At 75.8% G+C, this 15238-nt stretch carries 12 protein-coding genes; 6 read left to right on the forward strand and 6 right to left on the reverse strand.

Annotation, left to right across the window (positions count from 1 at the left end):
* Nucleotides 1–37 precede the first annotated feature (37 nt).
* Complete coding sequence (locus AAHH18_RS09890; RefSeq protein ID WP_343301482.1) at nucleotides 38–3403, reverse strand: proline dehydrogenase family protein; 3366 nt, start codon at nucleotides 3401–3403, stop codon at nucleotides 38–40.
* Between the two features lie 111 nt (nucleotides 3404–3514).
* Between AAHH18_RS09890 and AAHH18_RS09895 the strand changes: the two genes are divergently transcribed.
* From AAHH18_RS09895 to AAHH18_RS09920, 6 genes are all read left to right on the forward strand, one after another.
* Entirely contained in the window at nucleotides 3515–4387 is an 873-nt protein-coding gene (locus AAHH18_RS09895) for an AraC family transcriptional regulator (RefSeq protein WP_343301483.1), read from the forward strand.
* Complete coding sequence (locus AAHH18_RS09900) at nucleotides 4384–5175, forward strand: aldo/keto reductase (RefSeq protein WP_343301484.1); 792 nt, start codon at nucleotides 4384–4386, stop codon at nucleotides 5173–5175. Before AAHH18_RS09895 ends, AAHH18_RS09900 begins: the two co-directional genes overlap by 4 nt.
* 239 nt (nucleotides 5176–5414) lie before the next feature.
* A complete protein-coding gene (locus tag AAHH18_RS09905) occupies nucleotides 5415–6338 on the forward strand; it encodes a M15 family metallopeptidase (RefSeq protein WP_343301485.1) in 924 nt (307 codons plus the stop codon).
* 136 nt (nucleotides 6339–6474) lie between these two features.
* Nucleotides 6475–7776, forward strand: coding sequence for a Glu/Leu/Phe/Val family dehydrogenase (locus AAHH18_RS09910; RefSeq protein ID WP_343301486.1), 1302 nt, complete (start codon nucleotides 6475–6477; stop codon nucleotides 7774–7776).
* A gap of 291 nt (nucleotides 7777–8067) precedes the next feature.
* On the forward strand, nucleotides 8068–9099 hold the full coding sequence (locus AAHH18_RS09915) for an LLM class flavin-dependent oxidoreductase (protein ID WP_283319672.1): 1032 nt from the start codon (nucleotides 8068–8070) through the stop codon (nucleotides 9097–9099).
* Between the two features lie 270 nt (nucleotides 9100–9369).
* Nucleotides 9370–9735: an META domain-containing protein gene (locus tag AAHH18_RS09920; protein ID WP_343301487.1), complete on the forward strand. Its 366-nt coding sequence runs from the start codon at nucleotides 9370–9372 to the stop codon at nucleotides 9733–9735.
* 21 nt (nucleotides 9736–9756) lie between these two features.
* Here AAHH18_RS09920 and hemQ read toward each other — a convergent pair whose 3' ends face one another.
* The 5 genes from hemQ to AAHH18_RS09945 form a co-directional block, all read right to left on the reverse strand.
* Entirely contained in the window at nucleotides 9757–10494 is a 738-nt protein-coding gene (hemQ, locus tag AAHH18_RS09925; protein ID WP_343301488.1) for a hydrogen peroxide-dependent heme synthase, read from the reverse strand.
* Complete coding sequence (locus AAHH18_RS09930) at nucleotides 10491–11714, reverse strand: ferrochelatase (RefSeq protein WP_283319669.1); 1224 nt, start codon at nucleotides 11712–11714, stop codon at nucleotides 10491–10493. Before AAHH18_RS09930 ends, hemQ begins: the two co-directional genes overlap by 4 nt.
* Before the next feature lie 85 nt (nucleotides 11715–11799).
* Nucleotides 11800–12804 carry a carbohydrate ABC transporter permease gene (locus tag AAHH18_RS09935; RefSeq protein ID WP_343301489.1) on the reverse strand — a complete coding sequence of 335 codons (1005 nt, stop codon included), beginning with the start codon at nucleotides 12802–12804 and terminating at the stop codon, nucleotides 11800–11802.
* The gene (locus tag AAHH18_RS09940) at nucleotides 12801–13742 is read right to left on the reverse strand and encodes a carbohydrate ABC transporter permease (RefSeq protein ID WP_343301490.1); all 942 of its coding nucleotides are present in this window, start codon (nucleotides 13740–13742) and stop codon (nucleotides 12801–12803) included. The genes AAHH18_RS09935 and AAHH18_RS09940 overlap by 4 nt, the downstream gene beginning before the upstream one ends.
* A 1-nt stretch (nucleotide 13743) precedes the next feature.
* On the reverse strand, nucleotides 13744–15135 hold the full coding sequence (locus AAHH18_RS09945; protein ID WP_343301491.1) for an ABC transporter substrate-binding protein: 1392 nt from the start codon (nucleotides 15133–15135) through the stop codon (nucleotides 13744–13746).
* Nucleotides 15136–15238: the final 103 nt, after the last annotated feature.

Consider the following 15238-nt stretch of genomic DNA (forward strand, 5'->3'; position numbering starts at 1 on the left):
GGCCGCGTCCCCGCGCCGGCGTCGCGCCCCGCCCGGACTACCGCGTCGGGTCGACGTGCCCGAACCGGTGCCGCGTCCGGCTCACCGCCTGCTCGCGCACGACGGTCATGAGCTCCCGGCGCCCGCTGGCGAGCACCGGGCCGTCGAGCACCGTGACCTCCCCGGTGCGGGCCACCGCCGCCGCGCGCAGCCCCGGCGCCGTGCCGACCACCCGCACCCGGCCGCTGACGGCCCCGTCGGCGACCCGCGCGGCGAACGCCTCGTCGGACTCGTCCGCGGCGCGGCTGACCGTCGCCCCGACGCCGGCCGTGCGCGCGGCGGTGAGCACCCGGCGCACGTCGCGCTCGCGCGCGTCCGCCCCGACGCGGACGGTCAGGTGCGGCACGGGGCGGTAGCGCAGCGTGTTCTCCTCGGCGGCCAGGCCGGACGGGTCGTGGGACGCCCCGAACTCGGACGCCCACCAGCGGGCGTCGTCCTGCTGCGCCCAGGCCACCCACGCGTCGTCGTCCAGCGCGGCGACGTCCGGCGCGTCGGACCAGGTGCCCAGCTGCGCCACGTACGACGGGCCACCGGCCTTCGCGCCGGGGCCGACCACCGAGGCCTTCCAGCCGCCGAACGGCTGCCGCTGCACGACGGCGCCGGTGATGTGCCGGTTGACGTACGCGTTGCCGACCTCCACCCGGTCGAGCCAGTGCGCGATCTCGTCCTCGTCGAGCGAGTGCAGCCCGCCGGTGAGCCCGAGCGCGACGGCGTTCTGCACCTCGATCGCCTCGTCGAGGGTGTCGACGCGGATGACGCCGAGCACCGGCCCGAAGCACTCCGTCAGGTGGAACCACGACCCGGGCCGCACGCCGTGCTTCACGCCGGGCGTCCACAGCCGGCCCTCCTCGTCGAGCCGGCGGGGCTGCACGAGCCAGCCCTCGCCCTCGTCCAGCGTCGTCAGGGCGCGCAGCAGCTTGCCCGACGCCGGCTCGACGAGAGGGCCCATCGTGGTGCCGAGGTCGTCGGCCCACCCGACGTGCAGCGACGTCACGGCGTCCGCGAGCTGCCGGCGCAGCCGGTCGGAGGTGCCGGCGGACCCGACGAGGATCGCCAGCGACGCCGCCGAGCACTTCTGGCCGGCGTGGCCGAACGCGGACCGGACCAGGTCGGCCACCGCGAGGTCCACGTCGGCGGACGGCGTGATGACCAGGGCGTTCTTCCCGGACGTCTCGGCCAGCACGTCGAGGTCGGGGCGCCAGCCGGCGAACAGCCGGGCGGTCTCCAGCGACCCCGTCAGCACCACGCGGGAGACGTCGGGGTGGGTGACCAGGTGCCGGCCCACGTCGCCCTCCGGGGACAGCACCACCTGGAGCGCCGGCTCGGTGACCCCGGCGGCGTCGAGCGCCGTCTGCACGGCGGCCATCGCGACCCGCACGCAGCGCGGCGTCTGCGGGGCCGGCTTGACCAGCACGGGCGACCCGGCCGCGAGCGCGGCGAGCGTCGACCCGACGGGGATGGCCACCGGGAAGTTCCACGGCGGGGTGACGACGGTGACGCCGTCCGGGCGGAACACCGCCCCGGGGACGCGGCCGTCGGCGAGGTCCTCGGCCCGGTCGGCGTAGTACCGGGCGAAGTCGACGGCCTCGCTGACCTCGGGGTCGGCCTCCGCGATGGTCTTTCCGCCCTCGTGCACCATCGTGGCGACCAGGTCGCCGCGGGCGGCCTCGAGCGCGTCGGCGGCCCGGCGCAGCACGGCGGCGCGCTCGGCCGGCGGACGCGCCGACCAGGCGGGAGCGGCGGACACCGCCCGCGCGACCACCGCGTCGACCTCCGCCGTGGTCGCGACCTCGACGGCCCCGGCGGGCGGCTCGACGTCGTGCGCGACGAGGCGCCCGGCCCAGGTCCGCGACTCCGCGACGGCCGGGTCGGTGTCCGCGGCGTTGCGGAACTCCCCCGGGCCGGGGGCGGGCGCGTCCGCGGCGCGCGGGAGCCGCCGCGGCGTCACGTCGACCGTCGCCGCGCCCGCCACGGACGCGAGGAACGCGGCCTCCTGCGACGGCATCCCGTGCGCGGCGCCGGCGTCGTCGCCCTCCGCGAACAGCGCGTGCAGGAAGTTCTGGTGCGCGGCGTTCTCCTCGAGCCGCCGCACCAGGTAGGAGATCGCGACGTCGAAGTCCTGCTTCGCGACCACCGGGGTGTAGAGCAGCACCTGGCCGACGTCGCGCTGCACCGCCCGGGACTGCGCCGGCGCCATCCCCTGCAGCATCTCGACGTCGAGCGCCTCGGACACGCCCCGCTCCCCCGCCAGCAGGTGCGCGTACGCGACGTGGAACAGGTTGTGGCTCGCGACGCCGACCCGCAGCGCACCGGTGCGGTCCGCGTCGAGCGCCGTCCGGACCAGCCGCACGTAGTGCGCGTCGACGTCCGGCTTGCCGGCGTACGGGGCCTGCTCCCAGCCGTGCAGCTCGGCCTCGACCTGCTCCATCGCGAGGTTCGCACCCTTGACGAGGCGCACCTTGAGGCGCGCGCCCCCGGCCTCGACGCGGCGGCGGGCGATCGCGGTGACCTCCTCGAGCGCGGCGGAGGCGTCCGGCAGGTAGGCCTGCAGCACGATCCCGGCCTCGTGGTCCCGCAGCGCCCGGTCCGACACGAGCGCCTCGAACACCCGCACGGTGAGCGCGAGGTCCCGGTACTCCTCCATGTCGAGGTTGAGGAACGTGCCGTGCGCCGCGGCCGTCAGGTACAGCGGGCGCAGACGCTCGACGACGCGCCGGACGCTGCCCTCGGTGTCCCACGTCGAGAGCTGGCTCGCGACCGCCGAGACCTTCACGGAGACGTAGTCGACGTCGGGCCTCTCCACGAGCGCTGTGACGCGGCGCAGCCGGCGGGTCGCCTCGTCCTCCCCCAGCACGGCCTCCCCGAGCAGGTTGAGGTTGAGGCGGAACCCGTCGCGGCGCGCGCGGGCGATGTGCGCGCCGAGGCCCGGGCCCGCGTCGGCGACGAGGTGCCCGACGAGCTGGCGCAGCCGCACCCGGGCGGCGGGGACCACGGCGGCCGGCAGCAGCGGCGCGAGGCGCGCGCCGACGCCGAGCAGCGCCCGGTCGCCCAGCCCGAGGAACCCGGACGCGTCGGCCGCGCGGTCCCCCAGCGCCGCGAGCTCCGCGGCCGCCACCCGCACGTCCTGCGGGCGCGCCACCCGGTCGACGAACCGCACCGCGAGCTCCAGGCCCACGGGGTCCGCCACCAGCGCCGCCAGCCGCCCGGTCGCGCGGCGCTCGGCGGGGGTCTCGTCGGCCGCGGTCGCGGCCATCCAGCGGTGCGCGAGGTCCACGGCCGCGCGCGTCAGGTCGTCGGGACCGGTCGCGGCCGGGCCCGCGGGCGCGGGGTGCTGCGACGGCGCGGAGGGCTGGGTGGTGGTCATGGCGGCATCGTCCCCGATCGTCCCGGGGACCGTCTTGCACCGATCCTGCGCGCCACGGCCCCGGATGCGTGACACGTGCGCGTCACGCGCAGCACCTACGCTCCCCCTGACATGCCGAGCCGTCCACCCCGGCCCGCGGGAGCTCCGCCGGGCTCTGCCACGACCACCCCGGCGACCGCCGACCCCGCGGCCGCCGCGCTGCTGGCTGCCCTCACCCCGGCGCTCCTGCGGCTGCACGACGACCTGACCGGCACGATGTTCTGCGCCAAGGACGTCACCGGCCGCTACGTCGCGGTCAACGAGGCGTTCGTGCGCCGCACCTCCGAGAGGTCCCGCCGCGCCGTGGTCGGGCGGACCGCCGCGGAGCTGTTCCTGCCGCAGCTCGCCGAGCGGTACGACGCCCAGGACCGCGCGGTGCTGGAGACCGGCCGGTCCCTGCACCGCGAGCTCGAGCTGATCCGCCGGCCCGGCGGCGCGCCCGGCTGGTACCTGACGTCGAAGGTGCCGGTCCACGACGCCGAGGGCGAGGTGGTCGGGCTCGTCAGCGTGTCGCAGGCCCTGCGCACCGGCGACGCCGACGAGGCCACCGTCACGGCGCTGTCGCGCGTCGCCGCGTTCGTGCGGGAGCGCCTCGCCACGCCGCCGACGGTCGCCGAGCTCGCCGCCGCCGCGGGGTGCGCGCCGTCCACGCTGGACCGCCGCGTGCGGCGCGTGTTCGCCCTGTCGCCGCAGCAGTACGTGCTGCGGGCGCGCCTCGACCACGCCGCCGCGCTGCTCGGAGGCACCGACCTGCCGCTCGCCGAGGTCGCCGCGGCGTGCGGGTTCTACGACCAGGCGTCGTTCACGCGGACGTTCGGGCGGCTCGCCGGGGAGACGCCCGCGCAGTTCAGGCGCGCGGCGCGGCGCGGACCCGCACCCGCACCGCGGGCGGTGCCCTCCCAGCCGTGGCCCGACGAGCCCGCCTGGGTGACGATGGAGGCATGACCGAAGCGCACACCCCCACCATCCCGACGGTGACCCTGCCCGGCGGCGAGATGCCGCTGCTCGGGCTCGGCACCTGGCAGTCCGAGGGCTCCGAGGCCGAGCGCGCCGTCATCGCCGCGCTCGAGCTCGGCTACACGCACGTCGACACGGCCACCGGCTACGGCAACGAGGCGGAGGTCGGGCGCGCGCTCGCCGCCGTCGACGTGGACCGCGACGCCGTCTTCGTCACGACCAAGCTGCCGCCGGACCACGCCGGGCGCGAGCGCCAGACGCTCATGGAGTCCCTCGCGAAGCTCGGCACCGACCACCTCGACCTGTGGCTGGTGCACTGGCCGCCGAACAAGCAGGCGACCCCCGAGACCTGGGCCGCGTTCATCGCCGCGCGCGACGAGGGCCTGGTGCGGTCCATCGGCGTCTCCAACTACTCGATCGCGCAGATCGACGAGCTCATCGCCGCCACCGGCGAGGCGCCCGCGGTCAACCAGATCCCGTGGAGCCCCGGCGACTACGACGCGGACCTCGTGGCGGCGCACGCCGAGCGGGGCGTCGTGATCGAGGGCTACAGCCCCTTCAAGCGCACCGACCTGGACGACCCCGTGCTGACCGCCATCGCGGAGGCGCACGGCGTGAGCACCCGGCAGGTCGTGCTGCGCTGGCACCTCGACCACGGCGTCGTCGTCATCCCGAAGTCGACGCACCCCGACCGCATCCGCCAGAACCTCGACGTGCTGACGTTCTCGCTCGACGCGGACGAGCTCGCGCGGATCGACGGCCTGGGCGGGCGGTGACCGCAGCGGCGCCCGGGCCGGGCGCGCCGGGGCCGGGCACGCCGGGGGGCGGCGAGCCCGGGGGCGACGGCGTGCGGGACGGCGGCGTGCGGGACGACGGCGTGCGGGACGGCGGCGCGGGGCGCGACGGTCCGGGGCGCGACGGTCCGGGGCACGACGGCCCGGGGAGCCGCGCGACGCGCCGCGACCGGCGGACGTCCGCTGCCCGGCCCGGAGGGCGCGCGCGGGCCGTCGTCGCCGTGGTCACCAGCCTCGCCCTGCTCGCCGCGTCCGTCATCGGCGCCCTCCAGCTCCAGGCGGCGCGGGACCGGGCCGCCGAGCAGCAGCGCGCGGCGGAGTCGCTGGCGCTGACCTCACGCCTCGCGGCGCAGGAGGCCGAGTTCCTGTCCGACCGGCGCGCGACCGCCCGTGCCGACGCCGCGACGCGATCCGAGGAGGCCGCCCGGGCCGCACGCGAGCAGGCCGCCGCCGAGCAGGCCGAGGCCGAGGCGCGCGCCGCCGCGGAGGCGCAGGCGGCCGCCGACGCGCAGGCCGAGGCGCAGGCACAGGCGGACGCGGAGGCCCGGGCCGCCGCGGACGCGCGCGCGGCGCAGGAGGCGCAGGCCGGCTCCGCGGCCTCGGGCGCACCGCCGGGCGCCCCGACGCACCCGCGCATCGCCGGCTGGGTGGACGGCCGCCCCGTCGACGCCGACGGCAACGTGCTCTGGGTGACGTCCGTGCCCACCGCGGACGGCGACGGCTCCAACGGCCACATGCCCGCGAGCGCGATGTGCGTGATCCCCTGGGGCACCGACCAGCTCGGGTTCGCCCAGTACCTGCGCTGCGACGCGGCGGACGCGCTGACGGCGCTGAACGACGCGTTCCGGGCGCAGTTCGGGGCGCCGCTCGACCTCGACCTCACGTACCGGTCGTACGACGACCAGGTCGCGATGAAGGCCGCGTTCGGCGGGCTGGCGGCGGCACCCGGTACCTCCTCGCACGGCCTGGGCACCGCGCTGGACGTCCAGGAGTGGCCCGACACGTACGGCTTCGGGACCGCCCGGTACGACTGGCTCGTCGCGAACGGCCCGGCGTACGGCTGGTACGCACCGGAGCGGGTCCGCGAGGGGCAGCCCTACGCCGAGTACTGGCACTTCGAGTACGGGCCGGGCCGCACGTCCTGACCTCGCCGACGCGACCCGGCCGCGGGCGCCCGGGCGTCGCGCGTGTGGCACAGTGTCCGGGACCCGGCGGTCCTCCGCGGGGGCGGCGACGAGGCCGCGCCCGGGCCGCCGGACCGGATGCCCAGGAGGCGCCTGCATGTCCGCACCAGTGTCCGGGTCCGCCCCGTCGCCCACCCCCGCGACGACCGCGACCCCGCGCACGTCCCCGCTCACCACCGCACTCGCGCAGCTGTCGTCGGCCGTCGAGCTGCTCGGCTACGACGACGGCATGCACCAGATGCTCGCGACCCCGCGGCGCGAGCTGCACGTCGCCGTCCCGCTGCGCCGCGACGACGGGCGGATCGAGCTCGTGTCCGGCTACCGGGTCCAGCACAACATCTCCCGGGGTCCGGGCAAGGGCGGCCTGCGGTACGCCCCGGGCGTCGACATCGAGGAGGTCCGTGCCCTCGCGATGTGGATGACGTGGAAGTGCGCGGTCGTCGAGCTGCCGTACGGCGGGGCGAAGGGCGGCGTCGCGATCGACCCGCGCGGCTGCTCCACCGCGGAGCTCGAGCGGCTGACGCGGCGGTACACGTCCGAGGTGATGCCGATCATCGGGCCGGAGCGCGACATCATGGCGCCCGACGTCGGCACCACCGAGCAGACGATGTCCTGGGTGATGGACACGTACTCCGTGAACTCCGGGTACACGATCCCGGCCGTCGTCACCGGCAAGCCGCTCGCCGTCGGAGGCTCCCTCGGGCGCGCCACCGCGACCTCGCGGGGCGTCGTCCACGTCACCGCCGCCGCGCTCGCCGACGCCGGCACCGACCTGTCCGAGGTCACCGCCGCGGTGCAGGGCTTCGGCAAGGTCGGGTCCCACGCCGCCCGGTTCCTCGCGGAGGGCGGCGCGCGCGTCGTCGCGGTCAGCGACCAGTACGGCGGCGTGCACGCGCCCGGCGGGCTCGACGTCGCGGCGCTCACCGCCCACGTCGCCGAGACCGGCTCGGTCGTCGGGTTCCCCGGCGGCGACCCCGTCGGGAACGCCGAGCTGCTCGGCCTCGACGTCGACGTGCTCATCCCGGCAGCCGTGGAGGACGTGCTCGACGAGGACACCGCGCGCACGGTCAAGGCGCGGTGGGTCGTCGAGGGCGCCAACGGCCCCACCACCAGCGCCGGCGACCGCGTGCTCGCCGAGCGCGGGATCACGGTCGTGCCCGACATCCTCGCGAACGCCGGCGGCGTCGTCGTGTCCTACTTCGAGTGGGTGCAGGCGCAGCAGGCGTACTGGTGGACCGAGCGGGAGATCGAGGACCGCCTCGAGCAGCGCATGCGCGCCTCCTACGCCGCCGTCGCCCAGCGGGCCCGGGCGGACGGCATCACGCTGCGCGACGCCGCGCTCGTCATCGGCGTCCGGCGCGTCGCGGAGGCGCACCGCCTGCGCGGCCTGTACCCGTGACGGCGGCGCCGTCGGGAGCCTGACCGCTCCGGCGACGCGGGCGGCGGCGCGCCCCGGGCTCCTCCGGCTCGCCCGCCGAAGCCTTCCCCGGGCGCCCGGAACCCCCACCATGCTCGGAGGCTCCGACGCGGCATCGGAGGGTTCGACGCGGGCTCGGAGGTCCCCGCAGAGACCTCCGAGCCCGCGCGACGACCTCCGGCACCCGTCGGAGCCTCCGACGGCGGGGGGTGTGGGGCCGGCGCCGGAGGGAGGCGGGGGAAGCCTCGGCCGCCCGGCCGCGTTGGCCCCGGTGTGAGCACCGACCACGCCGTCCCGCTGTCCGTCCTCGACCTCGCCCCCGTCGGCACCGGCCGCACCAGCGCCGACGCCCTCGCCGACTCCACCACGCTCGCCCGCGCGGCCGACCGGCTCGGCTACCGACGGTTCTGGGTCGCCGAGCACCACAGCATGCCCGCGGTGGCGTCGACGTCTCCCGCCGTGCTGCTGGCGCACCTCGCCGCCTCCACGGACCGGATCCGCGTCGGCTCCGGCGGCGTCATGCTGCCGAACCACCCGGCGCTCGTGGTCGCGGAGCAGTTCGCGATGCTCGAGGCCCTGCACCCCGGCCGCGTCGACCTCGGCATCGGGCGGGCGCCGGGCGCCGACCCCGCGACCGCCGCCGCGCTGCGCCGCACGGTGGAGGGGCTCGGCGCCGAGGACTTCCCCGCGGAGCTGCTGGACGTCCTCGCGCTGCTCGGTCAGCTGCCGGAGGGCCGCGCGGCGAGCGCCACCGCCGCGCGGCTGACCGCCACGCCGGCCGCTGCCGGGACCCCCGAGGTGTGGCTGCTCGGGTCGTCGACGTTCAGCGCGCAGCTCGCCGGAGAGCTCGGGCTGCCGTTCTCGTACGCCCACCACTTCGGGACCGGCATCACCACGCAGGCTGCCGAGGTGTACCGGTCGGCGTTCCGCCCCTCCGCCGTGCTCGACGCCCCGCACCTCATGGTGTCCGCCTCCGTCGTCGTCGCCGAGTCGGAGGAGCGCGCCGCCTGGCTCGCCGGACCGAGCAAGGTCATGGCCCTGCGGCTGCGCAGCCGTGGGGCACTCGCGCCGATCGAGACGCCCGAGGACGCCGCCGCGATGCTCGACGCCCTCGATCCGGAGCAGGCCCGGGACTTCTTCTCCCGCGTGCCCGGCACGCAGCACGCGACGACTGCCGACCGCGCGGTCGCCGCGCTGCGCGAGCTCGTCGACCGCACCGGCGCCGACGAGCTGATCGTCACCGCCACCACGCACGACGTCGCCGACCGCGTCGCCACCCTGGAGGCCCTCGCCGCCTCCTGGTGACCGGCTCGGGCTCGGGCCGCTCCCCCTTCGGAGGCTCCGACGGGCATCGGTGGTCATCGCGCGGGCTCGCAGGCCTCCGCGGACACCTCCGATCCCGCGCGCACCCCTCCGAGCACCGTCGGAGCTTCCGACGGGGGGGTGGGGTGGGAGGCTCCGAACGTCGCGCGGGAGGCGCCGAACGCCGCGCGGGAGGCTCCGAACATCACGGGGCGCTCCGAGGGGTCGGGGGCCGCGGGGTGCGTGGCGGGTGGGGGTGCCATGATCGGGGGCATGGACGACGTCGTCGGGCGCACGTGGCAGTTCGTGGAGGTCGCCGGGGTGCCGGTGCCGCCGGACGAGCCGCACAGGTCGCGGCCGGCGCTGACGTTCGCCGGGGACGGGCAGGTCTACGGCACGGGCGGCGTGAACCGGCTGCGCGGGACCTGGTCCTGGGAGGACGGCACGCTGACGTTCGGGCCGGTGGTGACGACGCTGATGGCCGGCACGCCGGAGCACACCGCCCGGGAGCGCGCGGTGCTGGAGCTGCTCGGGGTCCGGCTGCACGCGCGGGTCGACGGCGACGCGCTCGTGCTGACGGACCCGGGCGGGCGGGTCAGCCGGTTGCTGCCCGCCCCGCCCGGGGAGTCCGAGGTCTGAGCCCCGGGGACGCGGTCCGCGTCAGTCGCGCGGCTGCCGCTCGGCCCACTCGGCGAGCTCGACGCGCGGGCCGGTGTAGAACGGCACCTCCTCGCGGACGTGCCGGCGGGCGCCGGTGTTCCGCAGGTCGCGCATGAGGTCGACGATGCGGTGCAGCTCGTCGGCCTCGAACCCGAGGATCCACTCGTAGTCGCCCAGGGCGAACGACGACAGGGTGTTCGCGCGGACGTCGACGTAGTCGCGCGCGGCGTGGCCGTGCTCGCGCAGCAGCTCGCGGCGCTCGGCGTCGGGCAGCAGGTACCACTCGTAGGACCGCACGAACGGGTACACGCACAGGTAGGCGCGCGGCTCCTCGCCGGCGAGGAACGCCGGGACGTGCCCGCGGTTGAACTCGGCGGGCCGGTGCATCGCGGCGACGGACCACACGGGCAGCAGGTGCTCGCCGAGGCCGCCGGCGCGCAGCCGGTGGAACGCGTCCTGCACGGCCTCGACCGTCGGGGCGTGCCACCACACCATGAGGTCGGCGTCGGCGCGCAGGCCGGCGACGTCGTACCAGCCGCGCACGACGAGGCCCTCGGGCGCGTCCGGCCCGGTGAGGGCGTCGAGGGTCTCGGCGACCAGGCGCGCGCGGACGTCGGCGTCGGCGGGCAGCGCGGACGCCGTCTCGAACACCGCGTACATGGCGTAGTGGATCGAGCTGTTGATCTCGTCCGCGACCTCGGGGGTGTGCCCGCCGACCGGGGGGGTGGTGCTGGTCATCGTGCTGCTGCTCCTTCGCTGCCGTCCTGCTGCTGGGGCCGGGGTCGCGGCTCGTCCGAGCCGGAGACCGCGGGGATGCCCGTGTCGACGCCGGCGCGCTGGAAGCAGCAGCCGACGGCGCACCGGTCGGGCCAGGCGTCCAGGGCGCCGACGGTGACGCGCTCGGGCTGCTCACCGCGCTCGGCGGCGGCGCGCTCGACCATGAGGTCCACGAGCCCGGCGACGAACGGCGCGCGCGTGGACGCCGAGCCGGCGCGCACCGCGGTCACGCCGAGCTCGCGGGCGGTCGCCATGGCCTCGGTGTCGAGGTCGTAGGCCACCTCCATGTGGTCGGAGACGAAGCCGATCGGGGACATGACGACGCCGGTGACGCCGGCCGCGGCGCGCTCGGTCAGCACGTCGTTGACGTCGGGCTCGAGCCACGGCTGCGACGGCGGCCCGGACCGGGAGCAGAACGCGAGGCTCCACGAGGGCTCGACGCCGAGCTCGGCGGCGACGAGCGCGGCGACCTGCGTGCACGCGTCCTCGTGCTGCGCGACGTAGCCGGGGCGGGCGGCGGCGGAGCCGGCCTCCATGGCGAGCGGGATGGAGTGCGTGACGAACAGCAGCGGGGCGTCGGCGACGACGTCCGCGACCGGCCGGCCGGTGCGCTCGGCGAGCTCGCCGAACGCCTCGACGACGGCGTCGGCGTTCGCCCGGACGAAGCCGGGGTGGTTGAAGTAGTGCCGCAGCTTGTCGACGCGGACGCCCGCGACGGCCTCCGCGTCGGCCGGCACGGGGTCGGCGCCGGCGACGCCCGCGAGCGCCGCCGCGACGTGCTCGCGGTACTGCCGGCACCCGGAGTACGACCCGTAGGCCGACGTGACGAGGGCCAGCACCCGGCCGGCGCCGCGCCCGCGCAGGTCCGCCAGGGCGCCCTCGGTGTACGGCTCCCAGTTCCGGTTGCCCCACACCAGCGGCACGTCGAGGCCGCGGGCGTCCATCTCGGCCCGCAGCGCGGCGAGCAGGGCGCGGTTCTGGTCGTTGATGGGGCTCCGCCCGCCGAACAGGGCGTAGTGGCGGCTGACCTCGACGAGCCGCTCCTCCGGGATGCCCTTGCCGCGCGTCACGTTGCGCATGAACGGCAGGACGTCCTCGGGCTTCTCCGGGCCGCCGAACGAGAGCAGGATCACCGCGTCGTACGGGGCGAGCGACGACGCCGTCAGGGTGGGGGCAGGCACCGATCCATCATCCCATCGCCCCCGCGGCGGCCGCGGCCGGGCGGCGGCGCCCCGGGGCGTGACGTTGTCACGACGCGCCGTCAGATCAGCCCTTCACCGCCCCGCCGAGCCCGGCGCCCCGCAGGAACAGCCGCTGGAACACCAGGAACAGCAGCACGGGGATCAGCGTCGAGATCGCCAGGGCCGCCATGAGCACGCCGAGGTCGGTGGTGGCCTGCAGGGACGGCAGCCGCACGGACAGCGGCTGGATGTCCGGGTCGCGCAGCACGAGCAGCGGCCACAGGAAGTCCTTCCACGACGCGATGACGGCGAACACCGACACCACGCCGAGGATGGGCCGGCTCATCGGCAGCACGATCGACCAGAACAGCCGGAACGGTCCGGCGCCGTCGACGCGCGCCGCCTCGAACACCTCCCGCGGCAGGGAGTCGAAGAAGCGCTGCACCAGCAGCACGTTGAAGGCGCTGGCCCCCGCGGGCAGCCACACCGCCCAGTACGAGTTCATCAGCGACCGGCCGAGCACCGGCGGGTCGAGGATCACCAGGTACAGCGGCACGAGCAGCACGACGGCGGGCACGAACAGCGTGGCCAGCACGGCCCCCTGCACGAGCCGGGCGTACCGCGGGCGCAGCACGGACAGCAGGTAGCCGCCGGTGGTGGCGACGAGGATCTGGCTCGCCCACGACCCGGCCGCGATGACGACCGTGTTGAGGAAGTACCGGCTGACCTGCACGTCGTTCCACGCCGCGCCGAGGTTCTCCCACGCGATGCCGTGCGGGAAGACGGCGAGCGGCGTGCGCAGGATGTCCTGCGTCGGGGTGACCGCGAACTTCGCGAGCAGCACCAGTGGGCCGAGGCCGCACAGCACGAGCAGCGCGAGCAGGACGCCGTGCGACAGCCGCATCGAGCGGCGCACCGCCGGGCGGCGCCAGTCCGCGGGCGAGAGCGCGCCGCGGTCCTCCTCGTCGCGGGGGCGGCGGCGCCGGCCCGGGGCGCGGGTGCGGGCCGGCACGGGGTCGCCGGCCGCTGGCACCGCGAGCGCGGGCGTCGCGCCGCCGGCCGGGGTCGTCGAGGTCGTCGAGGTCGTCATGACTGGCTCCAGGACCGGGTGAGGCGGAAGTACACGACGGACAGCACGGCCAGCACGACCGCGAGCATGAGGCTCAGCGCGGTCGCCGCCCCGTAGTCCCCGCCGAGGCTCTGCCCGAACGCGTAGCGGTAGACCAGCAGCAGCACGGTGATGGTGGCGTTCGCGGGGCCGCCGTCGGTGAACAGGTACGGCTCGAGGAACACCTGCGCGGTCCCGATGATCTGCAGGATGAACGTGATGAGCAGGACGCCGCGCAGCTGCGGCATCGTCACGTGCCAGATCTTGCGCCACACGGACGCCCCGTCGACCTCGGCGGCGTCGTAGAGCTCGCCGGGCACGGACGTCAGCGCGGCCAGGTAGATGATGATCGTGCCGCCCGCGCCCGCCCACGTGGCCTCGAGCACGAGCGACGGCATCGCCCAGGACGCGTCCTGCAGCCACGGCACCGGCCCGAGGCCGACCCAGCCGAGCATCGTGTTGAACACGCCCTCGGGACGCGCGTCGAAGAAGAACTTCCACAGCAGCACGGCGACGACGGGCGGCACGACGACCGGCAGGTACGCGAGGGCGCTGAACAGGCCCTTGGCGCGCCGGACCTCGCTCATGAGCACCGCCGCGAGCAGCGGCACCGGGTAGCCGAGCAGCAGCGCGAGGGCCGCGAACCACAGCGTGTTCCTCACGGCGGTCGCGAGCAGCGGGTCGGCCAGCACCGTGCGGAAGTTCTCGAGCCCGACCCAGGCCGTCGTGACGAGGTTGGTCTCCTGCAGGCTCATCACGACGGCGCGGCCGATGGGCAGCCAGGAGAACAGCCCGAACACCACCAGGACGGGCAGCGCGAAGACGAGCGTGCTCGCGCCGCCGCGGCGGACCCAGGCGGCGGGGGTCCGCCGCGCCTGGGTCCGCCGGGTGGTGCGGGCCCCGTGAGGGAGGGACGTCACGTCAGCCCGCGTTCTTGTCGAGGATCGCCTGGACGGAGGCGTTCGCGTCCGCCAGGAGCTGGTCGATGTCGGCGTTCTCGTCGGTCAGCACCGCCTGCACCACGGTGTCGAGCGCGCCGTACAGCTCCTGGGTGGAGCCGGACGGCTCCGGGATCAGCGGCTGGTCGAAGATGACGTCGGTGAACCCGGTCATCTGGTCGAGCGGCACGTTGATGAGGTCGGCGATCCACTCCTGGGACTGGTCGTACTGCTCCTGGCTGAAGATCGGCAGCACCGGGGTGCCGACCGGCTGGTCGGAGGCGACGAGCGTCTCGGCGTCCTTGACGGCCGCGTCCTGGTCGGTCAGCTTGCGCAGGTAGTAGAAGTCGATCCACTTCACGGCGGCGGACTTCTGCGCGTCGGAGGCCGACGTGCTCACCGCGGCCAGCGTGCCGCCGCCCAGCACGCCCGCGTCGTCGCCCTCGAGCGGGACGGCGGTCAGGCCGTAGTCGTCGGGGTTGATCGCGTTGGTCTGCACCAGGGAGGTGTAGACGTCCGACCCGGACGTGTACATGCCGATCTGGCCGGCCGCGAACGCCTGGTTGATGGACGACCAGTCGAGCAGGAAGTTCGCGCCCATGGAGTTGTCCTCCCAGCGCAGGTCGTGCAGGTACTCCAAGGCGGCCTTCGTGCCGTCGTTGTCGAGCGTGGCCGTGTAGGTCCCGTCGTCGCCCGTCGTCTCGACGCGACCGCCGCGGGCGTACGTCGCGACGGTGAGCTGCCAGCCGCCGGTGTTGTTCTGCGTCATGGTCGCGTAGCCCGCCTGGCCGGTCGCGTCGGCGATCGCCTTCGCGTCGTCGCGGACCTCGTCCCAGGTGGTCGGCGGGTCGTCCGGGTCCAGCCCGGCCTGCTCGAACAGCGCGCGGTTGTAGTGCAGGCCGATGCCGTACACCGACTTCGCCGGGATCGCGTAGACCTTGCCGTCCGCCCCGGTGCCCGCGTCCAGGACGTTCGGGTTGAAGTCGCCGGCGTACGGCAGCTCCCGGAACTGCGCGTCGATGTCGGCGAGCTGGCCGTTCTCGATCAGCGTCTTGCCGTCGGTGAACGGGATCTCGAACACGTCCGGCAGCGTGCCGCCGGCGAGCTGGGCGGCGAACGTCGTCGCCTTCCACTCGTACTCCTCCGGCTGGATGTCGATGTCCGGGTTCGCGGCCTCGAACTGCGCGACCTGCTCGTCGAAGGCGTCGAACGCCTCCTGCTCCGAGCCGGGCAGCAGGGAGACGACGCGCAGGACGGTCTTCCCGCCCGCGCTCTCGCCGTCGCCGGCGTCGTCGGAGCCGCTGCTGCACGCGGCCAGCAGGGTGAAGGACAGCGCGCCGCTCAGGGCGATCGCGGTGGTGCGTGAGGACCTCATCGTCACTCCTCGTGTCGGGTGGTGCGGGGATGGGCGGTCGTGCGGGTGGTCTCGGGGGTCGGGTCGGGGTCGGGGTCGGGTGGGAGGTGGGGTCGGGGTCGGG

It is taken from the genome of Cellulomonas olei, from assembly GCF_039548315.1.
Taxonomy (GTDB): domain Bacteria; phylum Actinomycetota; class Actinomycetes; order Actinomycetales; family Cellulomonadaceae; genus Cellulomonas.